Source organism: Mesorhizobium sp. M0047, from assembly GCF_040323315.1.
Classification (GTDB): Bacteria; Pseudomonadota; Alphaproteobacteria; order Rhizobiales; family Rhizobiaceae; genus Mesorhizobium.
Genome location: NZ_JAMYUW010000053.1, coordinates 20,433 through 40,216, shown reverse-complemented (window position 1 = coordinate 40,216; position 19,784 = coordinate 20,433). Strand labels below are relative to the sequence as shown.

Annotated in this window: 20 protein-coding genes and 1 pseudogene; 15 read left to right on the top strand and 6 right to left on the bottom strand. The window is 62.5% G+C overall.

Annotation, left to right across the window (positions count from 1 at the left end; all coding sequences use genetic code 11):
* Positions 1 to 137: 137 nt before the first annotated feature.
* Positions 138 to 902, top strand: coding sequence for a TlyA family RNA methyltransferase (locus NKJ89_RS31925; RefSeq protein ID WP_023759120.1), 765 nt, complete (start codon positions 138 to 140; stop codon positions 900 to 902).
* The gene (locus NKJ89_RS31920; protein ID WP_352608470.1) at positions 899 to 2,140 is read left to right on the top strand and encodes a class I SAM-dependent RNA methyltransferase; all 1,242 of its coding nucleotides are present in this window, start codon (positions 899 to 901) and stop codon (positions 2,138 to 2,140) included. The genes NKJ89_RS31925 and NKJ89_RS31920 overlap by 4 nt, the downstream gene beginning before the upstream one ends.
* A 197-nt stretch (positions 2,141 to 2,337) precedes the next feature.
* Here the strand turns inward: NKJ89_RS31920 and tldD are convergent, their stop codons facing one another.
* Both tldD and NKJ89_RS31910 read right to left on the bottom strand, forming a co-directional pair.
* Complete coding sequence (gene tldD / locus NKJ89_RS31915) at positions 2,338 to 3,750, bottom strand: metalloprotease TldD (protein ID WP_352608469.1); 1,413 nt, start codon at positions 3,748 to 3,750, stop codon at positions 2,338 to 2,340.
* Between the two features lie 197 nt (positions 3,751 to 3,947).
* A complete protein-coding gene (locus NKJ89_RS31910) occupies positions 3,948 to 4,490 on the bottom strand; it encodes an invasion associated locus B family protein (RefSeq protein WP_352608468.1) in 543 nt (180 codons plus the stop codon).
* A 376-nt stretch (positions 4,491 to 4,866) separates the two neighbouring features.
* Here NKJ89_RS31910 and coxB point away from each other — a divergent pair, with 376 nt between their 5' ends.
* The 12 genes and pseudogenes from coxB (at position 4,867) to rnhA (ending at position 14,184) form a co-directional block, all read left to right on the top strand.
* Entirely contained in the window at positions 4,867 to 5,766 is a 900-nt protein-coding gene (coxB, locus tag NKJ89_RS31905; protein WP_352608466.1) for a cytochrome c oxidase subunit II, read from the top strand.
* 37 nt (positions 5,767 to 5,803) lie between these two features.
* Positions 5,804 to 7,456 (top strand): cytochrome c oxidase subunit I, encoded by a 1,653-nt coding sequence (gene ctaD, locus NKJ89_RS31900; protein WP_023759128.1) that lies wholly within the window; start codon positions 5,804 to 5,806, stop codon positions 7,454 to 7,456.
* A gap of 78 nt (positions 7,457 to 7,534) precedes the next feature.
* Positions 7,535 to 8,479, top strand: a complete 945-nt coding sequence (locus NKJ89_RS31895; protein WP_023759129.1) for a heme o synthase — start codon at positions 7,535 to 7,537, stop codon at positions 8,477 to 8,479.
* Complete coding sequence (locus NKJ89_RS31890) at positions 8,476 to 8,643, top strand: cytochrome c oxidase system small membrane protein (RefSeq protein ID WP_023759130.1); 168 nt, start codon at positions 8,476 to 8,478, stop codon at positions 8,641 to 8,643. Before NKJ89_RS31895 ends, NKJ89_RS31890 begins: the two co-directional genes overlap by 4 nt.
* Positions 8,643 to 9,275, top strand: a complete 633-nt coding sequence (locus tag NKJ89_RS31885; RefSeq protein ID WP_352487339.1) for a cytochrome c oxidase assembly protein — start codon at positions 8,643 to 8,645, stop codon at positions 9,273 to 9,275. The genes NKJ89_RS31890 and NKJ89_RS31885 overlap by 1 nt, the downstream gene beginning before the upstream one ends.
* Before the next feature lies 1 nt (position 9,276).
* Complete coding sequence (locus NKJ89_RS31880; protein WP_023759132.1) at positions 9,277 to 10,158, top strand: cytochrome c oxidase subunit 3; 882 nt, start codon at positions 9,277 to 9,279, stop codon at positions 10,156 to 10,158.
* A gap of 146 nt (positions 10,159 to 10,304) precedes the next feature.
* Positions 10,305 to 10,415 (top strand): annotated as a pseudogene (locus NKJ89_RS31875) (L,D-transpeptidase family protein); the annotation flags it as partial.
* A 21-nt stretch (positions 10,416 to 10,436) separates the two neighbouring features.
* Complete coding sequence (locus NKJ89_RS31870) at positions 10,437 to 10,823, top strand: DUF983 domain-containing protein (protein WP_023759134.1); 387 nt, start codon at positions 10,437 to 10,439, stop codon at positions 10,821 to 10,823.
* Complete coding sequence (locus tag NKJ89_RS31865; protein ID WP_352608464.1) at positions 10,820 to 11,575, top strand: SURF1 family protein; 756 nt, start codon at positions 10,820 to 10,822, stop codon at positions 11,573 to 11,575. Before NKJ89_RS31870 ends, NKJ89_RS31865 begins: the two co-directional genes overlap by 4 nt.
* 88 nt (positions 11,576 to 11,663) lie before the next feature.
* Positions 11,664 to 12,674 (top strand): 4-hydroxy-3-methylbut-2-enyl diphosphate reductase, encoded by a 1,011-nt coding sequence (gene ispH / locus NKJ89_RS31860; RefSeq protein ID WP_023759136.1) that lies wholly within the window; start codon positions 11,664 to 11,666, stop codon positions 12,672 to 12,674.
* A gap of 5 nt (positions 12,675 to 12,679) precedes the next feature.
* Positions 12,680 to 13,642 carry a homoserine kinase gene (locus NKJ89_RS31855; protein ID WP_352608462.1) on the top strand — a complete coding sequence of 321 codons (963 nt, stop codon included), beginning with the start codon at positions 12,680 to 12,682 and terminating at the stop codon, positions 13,640 to 13,642.
* Positions 13,643 to 13,653: 11 nt separating this feature from the next.
* Positions 13,654 to 14,184, top strand: coding sequence for a ribonuclease HI (gene rnhA, locus NKJ89_RS31850; RefSeq protein ID WP_352608460.1), 531 nt, complete (start codon positions 13,654 to 13,656; stop codon positions 14,182 to 14,184).
* A gap of 50 nt (positions 14,185 to 14,234) precedes the next feature.
* Here the strand turns inward: rnhA and NKJ89_RS31845 are convergent, their stop codons facing one another.
* The 3 genes from NKJ89_RS31845 to NKJ89_RS31835 form a co-directional block, all read right to left on the bottom strand.
* The gene (locus NKJ89_RS31845; RefSeq protein WP_352608458.1) at positions 14,235 to 14,711 is read right to left on the bottom strand and encodes a DUF2938 domain-containing protein; all 477 of its coding nucleotides are present in this window, start codon (positions 14,709 to 14,711) and stop codon (positions 14,235 to 14,237) included.
* 58 nt (positions 14,712 to 14,769) lie between these two features.
* Positions 14,770 to 15,246, bottom strand: a complete 477-nt coding sequence (locus NKJ89_RS31840) for a peroxiredoxin (protein WP_352608456.1) — start codon at positions 15,244 to 15,246, stop codon at positions 14,770 to 14,772.
* Positions 15,247 to 15,331: 85 nt separating this feature from the next.
* Complete coding sequence (locus tag NKJ89_RS31835; RefSeq protein WP_352608454.1) at positions 15,332 to 16,138, bottom strand: protein-disulfide reductase DsbD domain-containing protein; 807 nt, start codon at positions 16,136 to 16,138, stop codon at positions 15,332 to 15,334.
* 169 nt (positions 16,139 to 16,307) lie between these two features.
* Between NKJ89_RS31835 and NKJ89_RS31830 the strand changes: the two genes are divergently transcribed.
* Positions 16,308 to 16,916, top strand: coding sequence for a YqgE/AlgH family protein (locus NKJ89_RS31830; RefSeq protein WP_023759143.1), 609 nt, complete (start codon positions 16,308 to 16,310; stop codon positions 16,914 to 16,916).
* Between the two features lie 5 nt (positions 16,917 to 16,921).
* Here NKJ89_RS31830 and NKJ89_RS31825 read toward each other — a convergent pair whose 3' ends face one another.
* Complete coding sequence (locus NKJ89_RS31825; protein WP_352608471.1) at positions 16,922 to 19,759, bottom strand: EAL domain-containing protein; 2,838 nt, start codon at positions 19,757 to 19,759, stop codon at positions 16,922 to 16,924.
* Positions 19,760 to 19,784 lie beyond the last annotated feature (25 nt).

The window sequence follows — 19,784 nt, the reverse complement described above, 5'->3', positions numbered from 1 at the left end:
GCTTGCGTCCATCGCCGGTCTCCTTCCCGGCCAACAGAATCCCGCTTGGTTACCAGAGCGTTAACGATTCATGATTCCGCCCTGTCAATGCCGGGCAGTGCCCTTGCCATCGTCGTCGGCTTTCGCCATGAAGGCCGATGAATTCGCCTCTGCCAGCCAGCGCCCGCCAGCGGCTTGACGACCTGCTCGTCCAGCGCGGGCTGTTTGCCAGCCGCTCGCGTGCCCGCGACGCGGTCGAACGCGGCACGGTGACTGTCGACGGCGTCCTTGCCCGCAAGCCTGGTCAGAGCGTTTCGCCGCAATGTCTCATCGCCATCGACGACCCGGCGCAAGGCTATGTGTCGCGCGCGGCGCTCAAGCTGATCGGCGGGCTCGACCATTTCGGCCTCGATCCCGCCGGCTGTGAGGCACTCGACATCGGCGCCTCGACAGGCGGCTTTACCCAGGTCCTGCTGGAGCGCGGCGCTGCTCATGTCACCGCCATCGATGTCGGGCATGGTCAGGTGCACCCTGATGTCGGGGGAGACCCGCGTGTGACGGTGATCGAAGGCCTGAACGCCCGCGATCTCACCGCCGCCGATCTTGGCGGTCGTATACCGGATTTCATTGTCTCCGATGTCAGCTTCATCTCGCTGAAACTGGCGATGCCGCCGGCGCTTGGCCTTGCGAAGGCTGGCGCCAAGGCCATGTTTCTGGTCAAGCCCCAATTCGAGGCTGGTCGCGAAGCGATCGGCAAGGGTGGTCTGTTGAAAGATCCCTACGACGCCTCCCGTGTCGCCGGCCTGTTGCAGGATTGGCTCGATGCCGTCCCCGGTTGGCGGGCGCTGGGGCTGCATCTGTCACCGATCGAGGGCGGCGACGGCAATCGCGAATTCCTGCTCGGTGGGATCAAGGATCGATGAGCGCGCGCTTCACCATCAGCAAACTTGGCGCGCTGGGGGACGGCATCGCCGAGACCGAGACAGGCGATCTGTTCATCCCCTTCACATTGCCCGGCGAAACGGTCACCGCTTCGCGCGAAAGGGATCGCGCCATGCTGATGGCGGTGCTGGAAGCCTCGCCGTTGCGCATCGATCCCGCCTGCCGCCATTTCACCGAATGCGGCGGCTGCGCCCTCCAGCATTTCGAAGCCGAAGCCTATCGCCAGTGGAAACGCGAAAAGGTGGTGCATGCCTTGAAGGGTAAGGCCATCGATTGCGAGATCGGCGAACTGGTCGCCTGCGCGCCGCACACGCGCCGCCGTGTGGTGCTTGCCGCCCGGCGCACGGACACAGGCATGCTGCTCGGCTTCCATCGCCATCTGTCGCCGGAGATCATCTCCATCGAGGAATGCCCGATCTCGGTGCCGCAGATCGTCGCCGCGCTTGATCGCTTGAAGGCACTCGCCGAATTGGTCTGTGCCACCTCCAAATCGTTCCGCATGACGGTCACCGTGACCGGTTCAGGCCTCGATGTCGCCGTCTATGAATCAGGCAAACTGGGCGAGAACCAGCGTCGGGTCGCTTCCAATTTCGTCATGGCCCAGGGATTTGCGCGGCTTTCGATCGACGACGAGATCATCATAGAGCCGAAAAAACCGACGGTCATGTTCGGCGACGTTGCCGTCGCCATTCCGCCGGGCGCCTTCCTGCAGGCAACCGAAGCCGCAGAGCAGGCGATGGCCGGTATCGTCGGTGGACATCTTAAGCGTGCCAAGAAGGTGGCGGATCTCTTCGCCGGTTGCGGCAGCTTTGCCTTGCGGCTGGCGACCAAATCCGAAGTCCACGCGGTGGAGGGTGATGCGGCAGCCCTTTCGGCGCTCGACCGGGGGTCACGCTTCGCCACCGGCCTGAAGCGGGTGACGGCTGAACGCCGCGACCTGTTCCGCCGGCCGCTGACGTTCAAGGAATTGAATGGTTTCGACGGCCTGGTGTTCGACCCGCCACGCGCCGGCGCCGAGGACCAGTCGAAGCGGATCGCCCGCTCGGATGTTCCGTACGTCGCCGCGGTATCCTGCAATCCGGTGACGCTCGCGCGGGATTTGCGTATCCTCATCGACGGCGGCTACACCTTGAAAAGCGTGACGCCGATCGACCAGTTCCTGTGGTCGCCGCACGTCGAGGCGGTGGCGCTGCTGGAGAAGCCGAAACGGCGACGGTAGATCATTCGCTGGTTCGGCGACGCCTTGCTTCCGCGAGCACGCCCGTTTCCATTTCTCTCAATGTTTTCGGCTTGCCACTGCTGGGCAGCGACCCGAACACATCCTCTGGCCGCGTTGAGGGAAAGACCGGAACAGGCCGTGTGACCTGATCATCGGTTGAACTGGTGGCAACGGACTTTTCTCCAGTGGCCATCGCATCAGACCCGCGTGCCGCCCACCGTCATCTGGTTCATGCGCAAATGCGGCTGGCCGACGCCGACAGGCACGCCCTGTCCGGCCTTGCCGCACATGCCGATGCCGGTGTCGAGCTTCATATCGTTGCCGATCATCGAAACGCGGTGCATGGCATCCGGCCCGTTGCCGATCAGCATCGCGCCCTTGATCGGCTGCGTCACCTTGCCGTTCTCGATCATGTAGGCCTCGGTGCAGCCGAAGACGAATTTTCCCGAGGTGATGTCGACCTGGCCACCGCCGAAGGACACGGCATAGATGCCGTTCTTGACCGAGGCGATGATTTCGTCCGGCTCCATGTCGCCTGCCGTCATATAGGTGTTGGTCATGCGCGGCATCGGCTGGTGCGCGTAGCCTTCGCGCCGGCCGTTACCGGTGGCCTTCATGCCCATCAGCCGGGCGTTCTGACGATCCTGCATGTAGCCGACCAGTTTGCCGTCCTCGATCAGCACATTGCGGGCCGAAGGCGTGCCTTCGTCGTCGACGGTGAGCGAGCCGCGCCGCTCGGGCATGGTGCCGTCATCGACGACGGTCACCCCCTTGGCGGCGACCTGCTGGCCCAGCAGGCCGGCGAAGGCCGAGGTCTTCTTGCGGTTGAAGTCGCCTTCAAGCCCATGACCGACGGCCTCGTGCAGCATGACGCCCGGCCAGCCGCTCGACAGCACGATGTCGAAGGTGCCGGCCGGCGCCGGTATCGCCTCGAGGTTGACCAGGGCCTGCCGGAGCGCCTCCCTGGCGGCGTGCTTCCAGCTGTCTTCGACCAGGAATTCGCCAAAGGCCTTGCGGCCACCCATACCGTAGGAGCCGCTCTCCTGGCGGTCGCCATTGCCGACCACGACAGAGACGTTGATGCGGACCAGCGGGCGGATATCGCGCACCACCTGGCCGTCGGCGCGCACGATCTCGACATGTTGCCAGGAGGCGGCAAGCGAGGCCGAAACCTGGCGCACGCGCGGATCCTCGGCGCGCAGCCAGGCGTCGATCTCCTGCAGCAGCTTTGCCTTGGTCTCGAAGGAAGGCGAGGGGATAGGGTTCTCCTCGCCATAGAGATGGCGGTTGGTGCGGGCGGGTGCGGCGGCAAGCGTGCCGGAATAGCCGCCCTTGACGGTTGAAACGGCGTCGGCCGCGCGCAGCAGCGAGGCCTCGGAAAGATCGCTGGAATGCGCGTAACCGCTGGCTTCGCCGGCGACGGCACGCAGACCAAACCCCTGGTCGGTGTTGAAATTGGCGGTCTTCAGCCGGCCATTGTCGAACATCAGCGCTTCGCTTTCGCTGTATTCGAGAAACAGCTCGCCGTCGTCGGCGCCGTTGATGGTCTCAGCGACGATTTGCTTGATGCGATCGTCTGAAATGTCGAATTGGCCGATCAGGCTGTTCATGGTGCGTCCGTTCACAGGAGGAATGGGTCTTTGCCCCGATGTAGGCGCGAAGGCGCGTCGAGACAATCGTCCCGTCGCATTGCGAAGACAAATGCGCTCGCCGACAGGTCGGTCGACGTCACTTTTGGTGGATGAAGTCCTTGAGGTCGCTGGCCATCGAATTCCAGTTAGAAAGGTTTCCAGCAAGCACCAGCCTGTCAGGGCAGGGCGGCAAAACCGTCGGCGAACCCCTTGAGATCGACCGGGATGCCGATGCCTTCTTCCGGAGTCTGGAAAACGATGAAGGTGGCCGACGTGCCGGTCTTCAGCGTGTCGAGCAGCGGCTTTTCGAGAATGACCTCGGCATAGCAGCCGTCCTGGAAGCAGCGTACGAAATAGGCGCGGCCGATATCCTTGCCGTCGACATTGAGGCCGAGCCCGTTGGGCAAAAGTACGCCGAGCGGTGCCAGCACGCGCAGGATCTCCGCCTTGTTATCGGCGGTGCGCAGCACGACGACCGACAGCCCCATCTCCGGACGATCCTCGGCGACGACGTTCTGCATCATCACGCATTGTTCCGAGGTCGCGCCTGCCGGGGTGTCGCAGATGATCGACCACGCGCCATGCGTCGAGCGCACCGTGCCGCTCGGTTGCGCGGCGTTGGCCGTGCCGGACATGCCGATACCAGACAGGGCGGCGAGAAAGATGACCTTCGCCCAGTTTCTCGAAAACCGAGAGTTTCTCGAAAGCCAAGGGGTCATGACGGCTCCATTGCGAATCACGGCACTTTAAGCCGCGCCAAAGCCAAGTAAAGGACGGGACCGCACCCGGTCTGCCCCGAAAAGGCCAATGCGGCGCTTTTCCCTGCCAATTTCGCCCGAATTGCGACGCCCGGCACGAGCGGTCCGCAGGAATGCTACCGTTGGCCCAACATAGGCGATTCGGCGCCGCCGCCGCCGCCTTCAAAGGCGCATCCGGTCTCGCGCGCAAAAATGCCGCACGGTTTCGCCCGCTCCTTTCTTGCAGAGGGAAAAAGAGTATGGTTTGAACCAGCTTGAGACTGTCGGGATTCCCGTCCCGGCATTGTTCGTTATTCTCGTGGATACCGCCGCGAGAAACTGGGAGACGATGAGGGCGATGAGAAATTTCCTGGCAAGCGCCAAGTTTCTAGCAGGTGCCAAGCTTCTAAGTGCTTGTGCCGCTATCACGTTTTTCGCCGGCACATCCGCCCGTGCCGACCAGCCCAAGGACTGGGAGACAACCTTTCAGACACCTGCGACCGACATGATGCGGCAGATCGAGTGGTTCGGAAACTACACGATGTGGTTCATCGTCCCGATCACCATCCTGGTGCTGCTTCTCCTCGCCTATTGCATCGTGAGATTCCGCGCCAGTGCGAACCCGGTCCCATCCAAGACCAGCCACAACACGCTGATCGAGGTGATCTGGACTGTCGGCCCGGTCGTCATCCTGCTTTGCCTCGCCATTCCCTCGTTCCAGCTGCTGACCGCGCAATATACGCCGCCGGAAGAAGCAAAGCTGACCGTCAAGGCGACCGGCAACCAGTGGAACTGGGATTACGAGTACCAGACCGAGAACACGCTCTCCTTCAACTCCGCCATCCTGCAGGACGGTGATCGCGCTGCCGCCGGCAAGGAGGACCGCAAGGAATATCCGCGCCTACTGGCCGTTGACAACGAGATGGTGGTGCCGGTCAACACCATGACCCGCGTGCTTGTCACCGCGACCGACGTCATCCACTCCTTCGCCATGCCGTCGTTCGGCATCAAGATCGACGCCATTCCGGGCCGCACCAACGAGACCTGGTTCAAGGCGGAGAAGGAAGGCCTCTACTACGGTCAGTGCTCGCAGCTCTGCGGCAAGGACCATGCGTTCATGCCGATTGCCATCCGCGTCGTCTCGGATGCGCAGTTCAAGACCTGGTTGGCGGCAGCCAAGACCGATCTGCCCGGCGCCAACAAGACGCTGATGGCCGAGGTCGACGGCCGAAACAAGGTAGCAGCCGCCGGCAACTGATGCCGCGGCCAGAAAAGATCAGGGAACGGAGCGGAACATGGCAGACGCTGCAGCTCACGACGGGCACGATCACAAGCCTTATCACGGCTGGGTGCGCTGGGTTTATTCGACCAACCACAAGGACATCGGTACGCTCTACCTGATCTTCGCGATCATGGCCGGCATCATCGGCGGTGCCTTGTCTGTCGCCATCCGCATGGAGTTGCAGGAGCCGGGCATCCAGATCTTCAGCGGCCTGGCGCAGATGGTCTACGGCATGAACGGTGACGCCGCGATCGACGGCGGCAAGAGCATGTACAATGCCTTCGCCACCGCGCACGCACTGATCATGATCTTCTTCATGGTCATGCCGGCGCTGATCGGCGGTTTTGCCAACTGGATGGTGCCGATCATGATCGGCGCGCCAGACATGGCGTTCCCGCGCATGAACAATATCTCCTTCTGGCTGCTGCCGCCGGCTTTCATCCTGCTGCTCACCTCGATGTTCGTGCCGAGTGCGCCGGGTGCCTTCGGCGTCGGTGGCGGCTGGACGCTCTATCCGCCGCTGTCGACCTCGGGTCAGCCCGGACCCGCCATGGATCTGGCGATCCTGTCGATCCACATCGCCGGTGCGTCGTCGATCCTTGGCGCAATCAATTTCATCACCACCATCTTCAACATGCGCGCGCCTGGCATGACGCTGCACAAGATGCCGCTGTTTGCCTGGTCGGTGCTGATCACCGCCTTCCTGCTGCTGCTCTCGTTGCCGGTTCTGGCCGGCGGCATCACCATGCTGCTCACCGACCGCAATTTCGGCACGACCTTCTTTGCTCCCGATGGCGGCGGCGACCCGATTCTGTTCCAGCACCTTTTCTGGTTCTTCGGTCACCCGGAAGTCTACATCCTGATCCTGCCGGGCTTCGGCATCATCAGCCACGTCATCTCGACCTTTTCGAAGAAGCCGGTGTTCGGTTATCTCGGCATGGCCTACGCCATGGTGGCGATCGGCGCCGTCGGCTTCATCGTCTGGGCGCACCACATGTACACGACCGGCCTGTCGCTCGACACGCAGCGTTATTTCGTCTTCGCCACCATGGTCATCGCGGTGCCGACGGGCGTGAAGATCTTCTCCTGGATCGCGACGATGTGGGGTGGGTCGATCTCGTTCAAGACGCCGATGCTGTGGGCGCTGGGCTTCATCTTCCTGTTCACCATCGGTGGCGTTACCGGCGTCCAGCTGGCCAATGCCGGCCTCGACCGCTCGCTGCATGACACCTATTTCGTCATTGCCCACTTCCACTATGTGCTGTCGCTCGGCGCGGTGTTCGCCATCTTCGCCGGTTGGTACTACTGGTTCCCGAAGATGACCGGCTACATGTACTCGCCGGTCATCGCCAACACCCACTTCTGGGTCACCTTCGTCGGCGTCAACCTGATCTTCTTCCCGCAGCATTTCCTCGGCCTCGCCGGCATGCCGCGCCGCACCATCGACTATCCGGACGCGTTTGCCGGCTGGAACTACGTATCGTCCATCGGCTCCTATATATCGGCCGTCGGCGTCCTGATCTTCCTCTATTGCGTGTTCGAAGCTTTCCAGAAGAAGCGGATCGCCGGCGCCAATCCGTGGGGCGAGGGTGCAACGACTCTCGAATGGCAGCTGCCTTCGCCGCCGCCTTTTCACCAGTGGGAACAGCTGCCGAAGATCAAGTAAGGCGGCTGCCCCGCTCGAATACAAAACCGCCGGTCCGCCGGCGGTTTTGGCCAACGGAATAATGGACTTAAAGTACGCATGGCCCTTGTCGACGACCCATTGATTGACGAAGCGGGCTTTCGCATGTCGGAAGCAACAGCGGGCGATTTCTTCGCCCTGCTGAAGCCGCGCGTCATGTCGCTGGTGGTGTTCACCGCCTTTGTCGGCATGGTCGCGGCGCCCGTGACCGTCAATCCGCTGCTGGCTGTGATCGCCATCCTGTCGATTGCCATTGGTGCTGGCGCCTCCGGGGCGCTGAATATGTGGTATGACGCCGACATCGATGCGGTGATGACCAGAACCGCCAGCCGTCCAGTTCCGTCCGGTCGCATCCAGGCGCATGAAGCGCTGAGCTTCGGTCTGGTGCTTTCGGTGCTGTCGGTGATGACACTCGGCGTGCTGGTTAACTGGCTTGCAGCGACGCTGCTGGCCTTCACCATTTTCTTCTACGCCGTCGTCTACACGATGTGGCTGAAGCGCTGGACGCCGCAGAACATCGTCATTGGCGGGGCTGCTGGCGCCATCCCGCCGGTGATCGGCTGGGCCGCGGTGACCGGGACGGTCAGCCTGGAAAGCCTGATCCTGTTTCTGATCATCTTCCTGTGGACGCCGCCGCATTTCTGGGCGCTGGCGCTGTTCAAGTCAGAGGACTACGCCAAGGCCGGTATCCCGATGATGCCCAACGTCGCCGGACACGCTTCGACCCGCCGCCAGATCTTCGCTTACGCGCTGGTTCTGGCCCCCGTCGGTGTGCTGCCCTGGCTGCTTGGCTACACCACGCCGTTCTACGGTGTCGCCGCCACGTTGCTCGGGTTGGGATTTGTCTGGTACGCGTGGAAAGTGCTTGGCATGCCCGACAGCGACCGCATCATGAAACCGGCCAAGGCCCTGTTCGCATATTCGCTGCTTTATCTCTTTGCCATCTTCGCTGCCTATCTGGCCGACAGCGTTGTCGAACGCGCGCTTGCCATGGGCGGAGCATGACCATGATCGAAGAAAAGCTCGAGCTGGTCACGTTGACCGAGCGGCAGAGGAAAGCCAGACGCAACCGTTCGGTAGCAATCGGTGTGGCGCTGGCCGTCCTGGTCGTCATTTTCTACATCGCGACGATCGTGAAGTTCGGCCACAATCTGTCGGGCACGATGTGATGAGCGTCGAGACGTCCAAAAGACCGGCTGGGAAGAACGGCAACCTCGTTGTCGCGGCCGTCTGCCTTGCCTTCTTCACCGGCATGATCGGCATGGCCTATGCCGCGGTGCCGCTCTACAAGATGTTCTGCCAAGCGACGGGCTATGGCGGCACGACGCAGCGCGCAGAAAAGCAGTATGCCGGCCGCGTGCTCGACCGGGAGATCACCGTCCGTTTCGATGCCAACATCGCCGGCGTGCCGTGGGACTTCCAGCCGGTCCAGCGCGCGATGACGATGAAGATCGGCGAGACGGTGCAGGCGCACTACAAGGCAACCAACAAGTTCGATCGCTCCGTGACTGGCCGCGCCACCTTCAATGTGCAGCCGGAACTGGCAGGCCCCTACTTCAACAAGGTCGAGTGCTTCTGCTTCACCGACACGACGTTGAAGCCCGGCGAGACCCTGGACATGCCGGTCCTGTTCTACGTGGATCCTGACATCGTCAACGTGCCGGAACTGAAGGACGTAAAGACGATCACTCTGTCCTATACGATGTTTCCGGTCGAGAAGAACAAGCCGGTTGCGTCGTCGGAGCCGGTTCAAGGCAAGAGCAAAACAATTTCGAATACCGAAGCAAATCTCGGGGGTTGATATGGCAGACGCGCACGCAAAACCACAGCATGACTATCATCTCGTCGACCCGAGCCCGTGGCCCTTCCTGGGATCGGTAGGAGCGCTCGTCACCGCCTTTGGCGGCGTCTGCCTGATGCAATATCTGAAGGGCGGCAGCTTCCCGATTTTCGGCCTCAACATCGCCAATCCGTGGCTGTTCTTCATCGGCATCGTGATCGTCCTCTACACCATGTTCGCCTGGTGGTCGGACACGATCAAGGAAGCGCACGAGGGCCATCACACGCGTGTCGTGTCGCTCCATCTGCGCTACGGCATGATCATGTTCATCGCCTCGGAGGTGATGTTCTTCGTTGCCTGGTTCTGGGCCTATTTCGACGCCAGCCTTTTCGCCGGCGAGGTGCAGAATTACGCGCGCCATACTTTCACCGGTGGCGTCTGGCCGCCGAAGGGAATGGAGGTTCTCGATCCCTTCCATTTGCCGCTCTACAACACCGTCATCCTGCTCCTGTCAGGCACTACGGTTACCTGGGCGCACCACTCGCTCATTCACGGCGATCGCAAGGGACTGATCAACGGTCTGGTGCTGACTGTCGGGCTCGGCATGCTGTTCACCATGGTGCAGGCGTATGAGTACATGCACGCTCCATTCGCCTTCAAGGATTCCATCTACGGCGCCACCTTCTTCATGGCGACCGGCTTCCACGGCTTCCATGTCATCATCGGCACCATCTTCTTGGCGGTCTGCCTGATCCGGGCGATAAAGGGTGATTTCACGCCCAAGCAGCATTTCGGCTTCGAGGCCGCAGCCTGGTATTGGCATTTCGTCGACGTGGTCTGGCTGTTCCTGTTCGCATCGATCTACGTCTGGGGATCGGTCGGCGCGGTGGTCGAAGCCCACTGATTCCCGATTGAGGGTTCGATTTCAAGAAGGCGGCCGCGGCGACGTGGCCGCCTTCTTCCTTTCGGCGCAATGATCGCCGATCGATGGACCATGCGGCCGACAATTCCCTGTGCCATTTGCGCATTCGTGATCATGATGTTGCCGAGCTGCTTCAATTGGTCGACTGGACCGACGGCTGCATTGCGGTTACGGATTCCGACATGAATGAAATCTGGGCAATGGTGGCCGATAGGACACCGATCGAGATCGAGCGGTAAGCAATGAGCGACGACGCTTCCATGGGCGAAGATAGGGCGATCTGGCCCCCGATCGACCCGATTTCGGCCGGCCTGCATGGCCGCTGTCCACGCTGCGGCGAAGGGCGGCTCTTCTCCGGTTTCCTCACCGTCGGCAAGCGCTGCGTCAATTGCGGCCTCGACTATTCCTACGCCGATGCCGGCGATGGGCCGGCGGTCTTCGTCATCCTGATCATCGGTTTCATCATTGTCGGGCTGGCGCTCTGGGTTGAAGTCACGCTGAGCCCGCCGCTCTGGCTGCATCTGCTGGTCTGGATTCCGCTGGCGGTCGTGCTGTGCCTGACGGCGCTGCGGCTGATCAAAGGCGTGCTGCTCACGCTGCAATACCGCAACAAGGCGGCCGAGGGCCGGCTGGATCGCGGCGAATGAGCGAGGCGTTCGTCAAAGCCAGCGGCCGCTCGCGGCCGGGATCGGCATTGCTGCTTGGCCTTGGCCTGGTGCTGTTGCTGATCTTGCTGGCGCTCGGCACCTGGCAGGTCCAGCGCCTGCACTGGAAGGAAGATCTTCTCCAGACCATCGACCAACGCACCCATTCAGAACCGCGGCCGCTGGCCGAGGTTGAGAAAGAATTCGCCGCCACTGGGGACGTCGACTATACGCCGGTCGCCGTCGCCGGCACGTTCCTGCATCAAGGCGAACGGCATTTCTTCGCGACCTGGGACGGCGAAGCCGGCTTCAATATCTATACGCCGCTTGCCCTGGACGATGGCCGCTTCGTCCTGATCAATCGCGGTTTCGTGCCCTACGATCTGAAGGATGCCGCCAAGCGCGCCAAGGGACAGGTGACGGGCAGGGTGACGATCACGGGACTTGCCCGCAACCCGCTGCCGGCCAAGCCGTCGATGATGCTTCCCGACAATGATGTGGCGAAGAACATCTTCTACTGGAAGGATCGTGACGCGATGGCGGCGAGCGCCGGGCTGCCGGCGGGCGCTGCACTGGTGCCGATCTTCATCGATGCCGACAAGACGCCAAATCCAGGCGGATTGCCGGTCGGCGGCGTCACCATCATCGACCTGCCGAACAGCCATCTGCAATATGCGATGACCTGGTATGGGCTTGCCGCGGCGCTCGCCGCCGTGCTCATCCTGCGGCTTCGCCGTCCCGCGAAAGAGGAATGAACGCCACCGACGCCCGCCTCCCTACCGATGCCCTTGACAGGGCAGGGGTAGGCACCTCATTTCGGCTTTGATCAACCGGCCCGGATTCATGCTTCAGACAACGACCAAACCACCCCTGACGATCCGGCTTTGCCAGCCGCGCGGCTTTTGCGCCGGCGTCGACCGTGCCATCCAGATTGTCGTACTGGCGCTGAAGAAGTATGGCGCGCCGGTCTATGTCCGCCACGAGATCGTGCACAACCGCTACGTCGTTGAGGGGCTGCAAAGCCTTGGCGCCGTCTTCATCGAGGAGCTCTCCGAGATCCCGGCCGAACACCGCCAGAGCCCGGTCGTGTTCTCGGCGCATGGCGTGCCGAAGTCGGTGCCGGCCGATGCCCAGGCGCGCAATCTGTTCTATCTGGATGCCACCTGCCCACTGGTGTCGAAGGTTCACAAGCAGGCGATGCGCCATCAGCGGCTCGGCCGCCATGTGCTCCTGATCGGCCATGCCGGACATCCCGAGGTGATCGGCACCATGGGCCAGTTGCCGGACGGCGCGGTGACGCTGATCGAGACTGAAGCCGACGCCGCAAAGCTCGCGCCTGCCGATCCGCAGGCGCTCGGTTTCGTTACCCAGACCACGCTGTCGGTCGAGGACACCGCCGGCATCATCCGGGCCTTGCAGGATCGCTTTCCAGCCCTGCAGGCTCCGGCGGCGGAATCGATCTGCTATGCCACCACCAACCGCCAGGAAGCGGTCAAGGAGACCGCTGCCGGCGCCGATCTCTATTTGATCGTCGGCGCGCCCAATTCCTCCAATTCGCGGCGTCTTGTCGAAGTGGCGGAACGTGCCGGCGCCTCGATGTCGCTTCTCGTGCAGCGCGCCGCCGAGATTCCGTGGAATGACATCGCCAACATTTCGACGCTCGGCCTGTCGGCCGGCGCATCGGCGCCCGAAATCATCGTCGACGAGATCATCGACGCGTTCCGGCAACGCTTCGATGTCACGATCGACCTGGCCATCACGGCCACGGAGACGGAGGATTTTCCGGTCATGCGAGTCCTGCGCGATGTCGAACTGACGCGAGCCGACATGGCCTTCGTCAATGGAGCCGCGTAAGGCAGATGGCGGTCTACACCGACGTTGCGGAGGGCGAACTCGGTGCGTTCCTCAAGCACTATCCGGTCGGCGATCTCCTGTCCTACAAGGGCATTGCCGAAGGCACCGAGAACTCCAACTTCCTCCTGCACACCTCCAGCGGCTCCTACATCCTGACGCTTTACGAAAAGCGGGTCGAGAAGGCGGATCTGCCGTTTTTTCTCGGCCTGATGGGCCATCTCGCAAAAAAGGGCGTTTCCTGCCCGCTGCCGGTGACTGCGGATGACGGCAGCGTCATCGGCACACTCGCCGGCCGGCCAGCGGTCATCATCACCTTCCTCGAAGGGCTTTCGCTGCGGCGGCCGACATCGGCGCATTGCGCCGAGGTCGGCAAGGCGTTGGCGCAGTTGCATCTGGCTGGCGCCGATTTTTCGATGACGCGTCCGAATGCACTGGCCATCGACGGCTGGCGCAAGCTCTGGAACGCATCCCGTGACCGCGCCGATGAAGTCGAGCCAGGCCTTGCGGCCGAGGTCGATGCCGACTTCGCCGATTTCGAGCGAAATTGGCCGAAAGATCTGCCGCAAGGCATCATCCATGCCGATCTTTTCCCGGACAACGTTTTCTTCCTCGGCGAAAAGCTCTCCGGCCTGATCGATTTCTATTTCGCCTGCAACGACCTCTATGCCTATGACGTCGCCACCTGCCTCAATGCCTGGTGCTTCGAGAAGGATTTTTCCTTCAACCTCACCAAGGGCAGGGCGTTGCTTGCGGGCTATCAGAGCGTGCGCCCCTTGAGCGACCAGGAAAAGCTGGCTCTGCCGATACTGGCGCGCGGTTCGGCGCTACGCTTCATGCTGACCCGGCTGTACGACTGGCTAACCGTGCCCGATGGCGGGCTGGTGATGAAACGCGATCCGACCGAGTATATCCGCAGGATGCGGTTCCATCGGGCGATCAGATCTCCTTCGGAATATGGATTGGCCTAATATGGGGTATCATGAGCAAGCAGGTTGAGATCTTCACCGACGGCGCCTGTTCGGGCAATCCCGGTCCCGGCGGCTGGGGCGCGATCCTGCGCTTCAATGGCACCACCAAGGAGCTTTCCGGCGGTGAGGCCGAGACGACCAACAACCGCATGGAACTTCTCGCCGCCATCTCGGCGCTGAACGCGCTGAAGGAACCTTGCGCGGTCGAGCTTCACACCGACAGCAAATATGTCATGGATGGCATCTCCAAGTGGATCCACGGCTGGAAAAAGAACGGCTGGAAGACCGCCGACAAGAAGCCTGTGAAGAACGGTGAGCTCTGGCAGGCTTTGGATGAGGCCAACCGGCGCCACAAAGTCACTTGGAACTGGGTCAGGGGCCATGCGGGCCATACCGAGAACGAGCGTGCCGATGAACTCGCGCGCGAAGGCATGGCGCCGTTCAAGAAGGGTCCATTCAAGCCTGTAGCGGCGCCAGACCCGGCTGCGCAGGCAAAACAGCCGGCTGTCGCAAAGGTGCGGCGCTCAACCCAGAGCTATTGATTCCGGGAGCGGGGCGGCAGTTCACCGTTTCCGTGAAACGGTGAACTGCTCTAACGGATCAGCAGCGCCGTGCCATACAGTCCGAGCGCGAACACCGTGTGCGATACTAGATTAAGCGCCCGGATCCGCATCGGATTGGGTCGCTTCGATGCGGCCCAGCCAGCGCCCATCCCGGGCGCCAGCAGGAACCAGCCGGCGCCGACGGTGACGATGCCGAGGATGAAGGCCGGCAGGAATGTCGGCGTTGCAAGCCAGCCCGCTCCGGCCAGCACCACCAGGATGACGCCGTAGACGATGCCGACAAGATAATGAAAGGCCCAGCCCAGCGCCGTTTCATGCGCGTAGGGCGCTGCATTGCCGATATCGTCGTGGAAGAGCTTGTCGCGGAGGTGCCAGACCCATCGCCCGGCCGGCCCCCAGTTCGGCCGTGGCTGGCCGAACGCCTTGTGCAGGAAGACGGCCCAGAGATCCATCAGCACGGTGGCGCCGATGCCGATCGCGATGGCACGCCAGAAGATGTCAAACATCGCTAGGGTCCCCCCAGTGGCAATCCCTGGAACACAAGCGCGATCGCCGCCCTGAAGTTCAGAGCTGCCCCAGAATATGAGCCGCGCCGGACTCGTCGACACCGGGCTTGGTCTCGACATTAAGCGCGGTAACCTTGCCGTCGTCGACGATCATTGAGAAGCGCCTTGAGCGCAGCCCCATGTCGTTGCTGGTGTAGTCGAGGCCGGTCGCCTTGGCAAAATCGCCACTGCCGTCGGCGAGGAAAAGGATCTTGCCCTCACCGCCAGTGAAGTGCGCCCAGGCGCCCATGACGTGGACGTCGTTGACCGAAACGACGGCGATTGTGTCGACGCCGCGCGCCAGGATGGCGTCATGGTTCTCGAGATAGCCGGGCAAATGATTGTTGCTGCAGGTCGGCGTGAAGGCGCCGGGCACCCCAAACAGCACGACCTTCTTGCCGGAGAAGATCTCGGCCCCGGTGATCGACTTCGCGCCATCGGCGGTCATCGACTTGAAGGTCACATCAGGGAGCTTGTCGCCAACTGAAATGGTCATGAATTCCTCGCTTGGGAAAATCGGGAAGGACGGGTCTTTGCGTAACGAACTCAACGGCGTCCCGCAACCGTTTGGAGACGCTGGATCAAGGGAAAGGCAGAAGCCCTTCGACCGCACCCACCGAACTCGTCAGCGTGTAGTGAAGCCCACCATCCGTGGGCGTCGCCGACGGGCGATCGAGGATCGGCACTGTGAAAATCAGCTTGCCGTCCTTTTCGCTTCGGGCAGGGGCGCCGAACATGTAATCACGTTCGCCGGCAACGAAGAAATCCGCCGCATCCGGATCGCCGGGAAGACTCGCCTCGACAATCAGCGTTTCGTGGTCGCCCGGCAGGACTTTGATGCCGAAATCGGACCTTGCGGGCGCCGGCAATGCCGAAAAACTTGCCTTCACCAGCGCCGCGTCCTCGGCATTGTCCGGGTCGGAGGCAGGATCAACGGTCAGCCGCGTCTGTACCGGGATGCAGATCGTTTCGCAAATACCGAGAAAGATGTCGGCATCGATCACCACCGGCTGGTTCGGCGTGGCCAGTGTGAATGTCACCGGCAGCGAAACCGGATGGTTGTAGCCTGCCCATTTGCCATAGCCGTCGTCGTGGCGCTGGGGAGCAGGAAACGACAGAGCGGCGTCGGCGATGTTGGTGCTGGCTGAGATGTCGAGCTGCGGCGGCACGCCCGCGTCTCCCGGATCGCGCCAGTAGGTTTTCCAGCCGGGCTTGAGCGCTATGTCGAGAACGCCCTGGATGCGGCCGGCGTCGTCGGGTTGGCCTGATGTCACCAGCCGGACCTTGCCGCCTTCGCTGTTGTACCAGGCCGATGAAGAGGCGACGGCGGGAAGTGCGGCTGCCAATCCGATGGCGGCGCCGAGCAGCAGGGTTTTCAAGCTTCGCATGGCGGTGATTTGATCGTCCGTTCGTGGCCGCGCAATGATTTCATGGTGTTGCCAGTATCATATTTGCGTGACCTCGAGGGGAGAATGCTCGGCCCCGCCGCATGGGCTTTGGTCGAATCCCGCACAGTGCATCTTTTCGGCGCTTTGGAAACGCGTTACGCTGCCTTTCATGGACTTGTTGCGCCACAAGAAGACGGTCGCGAGCCGCGGCTTTCTCGACGATCAGTTCCTGATTGCCATGCCCGGCATGAAGGACGACCGTTTCACGCGCTCGGTCGTCTATATCTGCGCGCACTCAGATGAAGGCGCCATGGGGCTGATCATCAACCAGACGCAGCAGATGTTATTTCCGGATCTGCTCGTGCAACTGGGCATCATGAACGAACACGAGGCGATCCGCCTGCCGGCGCAAGCCCGTGACTTCGTCGTGCGCAATGGCGGGCCCGTGGATCGCAGTCGCGGCTTTGTCCTGCATTCGGGCGACTACCGGGTGGAATCCTCGCTGACCGTTTCGGACGACATCTGCCTGACCGCGACCGTCGATATATTGCGCGCCATATCGTCCGGGCGCGGTCCTCGTCACGCGCTGATGGCGCTCGGCTATTCCGGCTGGGGCGCCGGCCAGCTGGAGACCGAGATCGCCGAGAATGGCTGGCTGACTTGCCCGGCCAATGCCGAGCTTCTGTTCGACACCGACATCGAGCGCAAATACGACCGGATTCTCGCTGCTATCGGCATCGATCTCGCCCATCTCAGCCTCGCCGCCGGACACGCCTAAGCTTCTCACGCTTGCGTCAGCGGATACTGCTCCTTCAGCGTCTTCAGCACCTGGTCGCCTGGCATTGGCGCGCCGAACATGAAGCTCTGCACGTATTCGCAGCCCATCTGGCGCAATTCCAGCGCATCGCTGTCGTCCGAAATGCCCTCGGCGACGACAGACAGGCCGAGTTCATGCGCCATGTTGACCATCGATTTGAGCAGCACCGCGCGCTTGGGTGTCTTGTCGTCGACGAAGCTCTTGTCGATCTTGATGGTGTCGAAAGGGAAACGCGTCAGATAGGCCAATGAGGAATAGCCGGTACCGAAATCGTCCAGCGACAGGCCGATGCCGAGCTGCTTCAGCTTGGTCAGAACATGGGCCGTCTGCTCGGGATTGTCCATGACCAGCGATTCGGTGAGCTCGAGCCGGAAGCAGCGCGGCTTCAGGTTTGCGCGTGCGATCACGGAGCGGACGTCGCTGACCAGGTCGCGGCGGATCAACTGGCGGCTGGACAGGTTGACCGAGACCGACAGCGGCGCGTCGCCGATCTGCTTTTGCCAGCTGGCGAGGTCTTCCGCCGCCTGCTGCATGGCGAACAGGCCGAGCTGCACGATCAACCCGCAGCTCTCGGCGACCGGGATGAAATCCGCCGGTGGGATCATGCCGCGGCGCGGATGGTCCCAGCGCAGCAGGGCTTCGAAGCCGGCGACGCTGCCATCCTCCAGCCGCACGATCGGCTGGTAGGCGAGCGTGAACTCGCGCCGCTCGATGGCGCGGCGCAGGTCGGATTCGAACTGCAGCCGATCGGTGCCGACGGTGCGGAAGGCTGGCCGGAACGGCTCGATCCTGTCGCCGCCGAAGCGCTTGGCCTGATGCATGGCCAACTCGGCATCCTTGACCATGTCCTCGGCCGACATTTGCGGCGAGTTCCAGGTGATCAGTCCGATCGAGGCCGTCAGCACGATCTCGCGCTTGGCGAAGGTGATCGGATTGTTGATGGCATGCTTGATGGCGTCCGCGACGGCGGCGATGCGGGCGGGATCCTGTTCGGAAAGCAGCATCAGCGCGAACTGGTCGCCGGCAAAGCGCGACAACGAATCCTTCGGCTTCAAGAGCCGGTGGAGGCGGCGCGCGATGGTCAAAAGGATGGTGTCGCCGGCAGAAATGCCGAGCCCGTCATTGACCTGCTTGAAACGGTCGATGTCGATGACGAACACGGTCGGGCGCACCTTCTCTTCGGTGCGGGCGATCGAGATGATGGCTTCCAGCCGGTTCATCAGCAATTCGCGGTTCGGCAGGCCGGTCAGATTGTCGTGCACGGCATCGTGCAGCAGCCTTTCCTCGGATTTCTTCTGCTCGGTGACGTCGACCATGGTGCCGACGCAGCGGATGACTTCGCCGTCCGACCCGATCACCGGACGCGCGCGGAGCGAAAACCAGTGATAATGGCCGTCGGCGCCGCGCAGTCGGAAGTTCTGTGACACCCGGCCGCGCCGGTGTTCGAGCACCACATCGAGCGTGGTGCGGAACGTGTCGCGGTCGTCGGCATGCAGCACCGGCAGCCAGTTGCGTGCGGCACCACCGAGGCTGTTGGGCGCCAGGCCGAGTTGGATGCTGACATCGGGCCTGGTGACGACGCGGTCGCGCAGCACGTCCCAGTCCCAAACCGTGTCGCCCGATCCGGCCACCGCCAGCGCCTGCCGTTCGAGGTCGGAGAACAGGCCCTGATGCAGCGCGCCGCCGGCAAAGGCATGCTGCATGACGGTGAAGCCGATCAACAGGATGATCAGGATCAGCCCGCCGCCCAAGGCCGGCTGGGCGATATCGTTGTCCAGCATGCCGGTGATCGCCATCCACGATCCGCACAGCCACAAAAGCACCATCACCCAACTGGGCACCAGCATGATGGCGCGGTCGTAGCCGCGTATGCCGAGGAAGATGATCAGGCCGAGCCCGGTTAGCGCGGTGGCGGCGAAGGACAGCCTGGCGATGCCGGCGGCGACCGCCGGGTCGACGATGGCGACACCGGCGATCAGCAACAGTCCGAGGATCCAGACCAATGCGCCGTAGCTGAAATGGCCGTGCCATCGGTTGAGGTTGAGGTAGGCGAACAGGAACACCACGAAGGTTCCCGCCAGCGCCACCTCGGTTCCCGCCCGCCACATCTGCTCATTGCCGGGCGATATCTCGATGATCTTGTTGAGGAAGCCGAAATCGACGCAGATATAGGCCAGCACCGCCCAGGCAAGTGCCGCGGTCGCTGGGAACATCGAGGTTCCCTTGACCACGAACAGGATGGTCAGGAACAGCGCCAGCAGGCCTGCAATGCCGATGACGATGCCGCGAAACAGCGTGTAGGAATTGACCGAGTCCTTGTAGGATTCCGGATCCCAGAGATAGACCTGAGGCAGCTTCGGCGAGGCCAGCTCGGCGATGAAGGTAATGACCGTCCCGGGGTTCAGCGTCACCCGGAACACGTCGGCGTCGGGGCTGGTCTGGCGGTCGAGCGCGAAGCCTTCGCTGGGCGTGATGGCGGCGATGCGGGTCGAGCCGAGATCCGGCCAGAAGATGCCTGAATTCACCAGTCGGAAATGCGGTGCGACGATCAGCCTGTCGAGCTGCTGGTCGGTGGTGTTGGCCAGCGCGAACACCGCCCAGTCGCCGGTCGAACGCGCGTCATTGGCCTCGACCTCGATGCGCCTCACGATGCCGTCCGGACCCGGAGCGGTCGACACCTGGAAATTCTCGCCCTGGTTCCGGTAGATCTCGACGGCACCGGAAAGGTCGAGCGCGACGTCGTCGCGGGCAATCTTGATCGGCTCGACTGCGAAGGCAGAGTTCGCCGCGCACAGCGTCAGCATTGTCGCGATGACAAAGGCGAACAGC

Excerpts from the sequence above, each read along its gene's own strand:
- NKJ89_RS31925 (WP_023759120.1), top strand. The coding sequence starts at position 138 with ATGAATTCGCCTCTGCCAGCCAGCGCCCGCCAGCGGCTTGACGACCTG.
- ctaD (WP_023759128.1), top strand. The coding sequence starts at position 5,804 with ATGGCAGACGCTGCAGCTCACGACGGGCACGATCACAAGCCTTATCAC.
- NKJ89_RS31920 (WP_352608470.1), top strand. The coding sequence starts at position 899 with ATGAGCGCGCGCTTCACCATCAGCAAACTTGGCGCGCTGGGGGACGGC.
- NKJ89_RS31865 (WP_352608464.1), top strand. The coding sequence starts at position 10,820 with ATGAGCGAGGCGTTCGTCAAAGCCAGCGGCCGCTCGCGGCCGGGATCG.
- rnhA (WP_352608460.1), top strand. The coding sequence starts at position 13,654 with ATGAGCAAGCAGGTTGAGATCTTCACCGACGGCGCCTGTTCGGGCAAT.
- tldD (WP_352608469.1), bottom strand. The coding sequence starts at position 3,750 with ATGAACAGCCTGATCGGCCAATTCGACATTTCAGACGATCGCATCAAG.
- coxB (WP_352608466.1), top strand. The coding sequence starts at position 4,867 with ATGAGAAATTTCCTGGCAAGCGCCAAGTTTCTAGCAGGTGCCAAGCTT.
- NKJ89_RS31835 (WP_352608454.1), bottom strand. The coding sequence starts at position 16,138 with ATGCGAAGCTTGAAAACCCTGCTGCTCGGCGCCGCCATCGGATTGGCA.
- NKJ89_RS31895 (WP_023759129.1), top strand. The coding sequence starts at position 7,535 with ATGGCCCTTGTCGACGACCCATTGATTGACGAAGCGGGCTTTCGCATG.
- NKJ89_RS31855 (WP_352608462.1), top strand. The coding sequence starts at position 12,680 with ATGGCGGTCTACACCGACGTTGCGGAGGGCGAACTCGGTGCGTTCCTC.
- NKJ89_RS31845 (WP_352608458.1), bottom strand. The coding sequence starts at position 14,711 with ATGTTTGACATCTTCTGGCGTGCCATCGCGATCGGCATCGGCGCCACC.
- NKJ89_RS31880 (WP_023759132.1), top strand. The coding sequence starts at position 9,277 with ATGGCAGACGCGCACGCAAAACCACAGCATGACTATCATCTCGTCGAC.
- NKJ89_RS31890 (WP_023759130.1), top strand. The coding sequence starts at position 8,476 with ATGACCATGATCGAAGAAAAGCTCGAGCTGGTCACGTTGACCGAGCGG.
- NKJ89_RS31830 (WP_023759143.1), top strand. The coding sequence starts at position 16,308 with ATGGACTTGTTGCGCCACAAGAAGACGGTCGCGAGCCGCGGCTTTCTC.
- NKJ89_RS31910 (WP_352608468.1), bottom strand. The coding sequence starts at position 4,490 with ATGACCCCTTGGCTTTCGAGAAACTCTCGGTTTTCGAGAAACTGGGCG.
- NKJ89_RS31870 (WP_023759134.1), top strand. The coding sequence starts at position 10,437 with ATGGGCGAAGATAGGGCGATCTGGCCCCCGATCGACCCGATTTCGGCC.
- NKJ89_RS31885 (WP_352487339.1), top strand. The coding sequence starts at position 8,643 with ATGAGCGTCGAGACGTCCAAAAGACCGGCTGGGAAGAACGGCAACCTC.
- NKJ89_RS31825 (WP_352608471.1), bottom strand. The coding sequence starts at position 19,759 with ATGCTGACGCTGTGCGCGGCGAACTCTGCCTTCGCAGTCGAGCCGATC.
- NKJ89_RS31840 (WP_352608456.1), bottom strand. The coding sequence starts at position 15,246 with ATGACCATTTCAGTTGGCGACAAGCTCCCTGATGTGACCTTCAAGTCG.
- ispH (WP_023759136.1), top strand. The coding sequence starts at position 11,664 with ATGCTTCAGACAACGACCAAACCACCCCTGACGATCCGGCTTTGCCAG.